At 74.8% G+C, this 1,015-nt stretch carries 2 protein-coding genes and 1 pseudogene; 1 reads left to right on the forward strand and 2 read right to left on the reverse strand.

From position 1 onward, the window contains the following. Positions 1–103 (forward strand): annotated as a pseudogene (locus NQO67_RS43475) (ATP-binding protein); the annotation flags it as partial. A gap of 459 nt (positions 104–562) precedes the next feature. On the opposite strand, the gene NQO67_RS43480 reads toward NQO67_RS43475, so the two are convergent. Together NQO67_RS43480 and NQO67_RS44760 are read right to left on the reverse strand one after the other, a co-directional pair. Next, positions 563–769, reverse strand: coding sequence for an acyl-CoA carboxylase subunit epsilon (locus tag NQO67_RS43480; protein ID WP_305127001.1), 207 nt, complete (start codon positions 767–769; stop codon positions 563–565). A gap of 125 nt (positions 770–894) precedes the next feature. Beyond that, on the reverse strand, positions 895–1,015 hold a 121-nt coding region (locus NQO67_RS44760), incomplete at its 5' end, for a carboxyl transferase domain-containing protein (RefSeq protein WP_374119315.1).

Below are 1,015 nucleotides of genomic sequence, written 5' to 3' on the forward strand. Positions count from 1 at the left end.
CCCCGACGCCCCGATCATCACCACGGACGCCCGCAACCGCTCGGATGCCAAGAGCGCGCTCATCACGCTGGTGGAGCACGCGCTGATGGCCCGACTGCGGTAGGAGACCGACCGCAGAGAACGTCCGTGGCCCGGCACGCCCGGAACTTCGCACTCCTGCGCACGCCGGGAAAGCGTCCCCCCTCCCCTGGACAGGCCCCGAGCCGCTCGTCGGCTCAGAGCGGCTTCACCGGGGCTTCGTACGGTTACCGGAGCGCCTGCTGTGGTCCTGCTGCGACCAGCGGGACACCGGCCGGCCTCGCCACATCCACGCGGGCGCGCAGGAGCGCGGGACACTCGTCCCCCGGTGCCCCGGTCCCGGCCCTCTCGTCGTGCCACGTCCCCCGGTCGTGCCATCCGTGTCCTGTTCTCCCTCTTGCGCTGTGCGGCGCCTGGGCGGGACGGCGGTTTTGCATACGACGACGGTCCCGGTCCCCCTCGTTCGGGGGACCGGGACCGTGCTGCGTGTCGCCGGCCTTGCGCCTGCGGCCTGCCTAGGCGGGCCCGCGGGACGGCGCGGGGCTCACACCCGCCAGCTGTGCGGCGCGTTGAAGCCGCGCTCGCGCTCCAGCCGGCGCCAGCCGGCCTTCGGGCGTACCCGGTGCGCCGGAGCGGCGGGCTGTGCGGCGGCTCGGGCGAGCAGTACCGCGGTGACGGCGGCCAGCTCCTCGGGGCCGGCCTGGCCGCGCTCGACGCGCAGCACGTCGCCGCCGGCGGAGAGCTGCGCCAGGGCTTCGGCGGCGGCGGACGCGGCGGCCTGCGACGGTGCGGCGGACGCGGCGGCCGACGGGTCGGCGGCGGGTTCGGTGGCGGAAATGGTCATGGTGCTTCTCCGTAGCGCTCGAGGTCCGCGGGTCACTGCGGGGGGTTGCCGTGCTTGCGGGAGGGCAGGTCGGCGTGCTTGGTGCGCAGCATGGCGAGGGTGGATGCGAGGACTTCGCGGGTTTCGGTGGGATCGATGACGTCGTCGACGAGG

The organism is Streptomyces odontomachi (assembly GCF_024435355.1).
GTDB lineage: Bacteria > Actinomycetota > Actinomycetes > Streptomycetales > Streptomycetaceae > Streptomyces > Streptomyces odontomachi.